The sequence below is a fragment of the Vibrio sp. YT-19(2023) genome (genome assembly GCF_033337395.1).
The window spans coordinates 1-563 of the sequence record NZ_JAWOQN010000909.1; the positions used below are offsets into that span (position 1 = coordinate 1).

Sequence of the window (563 nt, forward strand, 5' to 3'; positions counted from 1 at the left end):
AACATCGTTGGCTTGCCAATAACAATCTCTTCAACGGCTTGTGCTTGATCTTGGCTTTGAATCAACGCTAACTGCAATGCGACTTTTTCTAGCAACCCTAGAGCACCTAAGGGTTTGGTTTTGTTATCAATGCGCGTTTGAATATCTGCGGAAAAAGAGCAATCCATGTTTGGTATTCCTTCAAGTAATTGGTGTTCGTTCGATAGAAACGTTGTCTACAGTTGCGTATGCATTACGACGAGACAAGATAAAAGGCTGACGACGAATGAGAGAATAAGTGTACGCCTCTTTCATTCTATTTCATCTGATTTTCTCTTTTTGCTGATGTTTTTAGCATTCTGACTGTCATATTGACAAGAATATGATTCTAGGTGGCTGTTTTTACATAAATAGAAAAGTGATACGAATACATATCACCTGAGTATCCTGCACAAAAAACCAAGCCCATATAACCAAGCAAACCATTGAAATCTATAACCAAAAAACAAACCAAAGTGACTAAAACCAAGCATTTATAACATGTCTAACACCTAATAAACTCAACGATTGGCACAACAAATGCT

Annotated in this window: 1 protein-coding gene; it reads right to left on the reverse strand. The window is 37.5% G+C overall.

Features of this window, described 5'->3' with window-relative positions:
- On the reverse strand, positions 1 to 167 hold a 167-nt coding region (locus R7E78_RS29130; protein WP_318059019.1), incomplete at its 3' end, for a nicotinate-nucleotide--dimethylbenzimidazole phosphoribosyltransferase.
- Positions 168 to 563 lie beyond the last annotated feature (396 nt).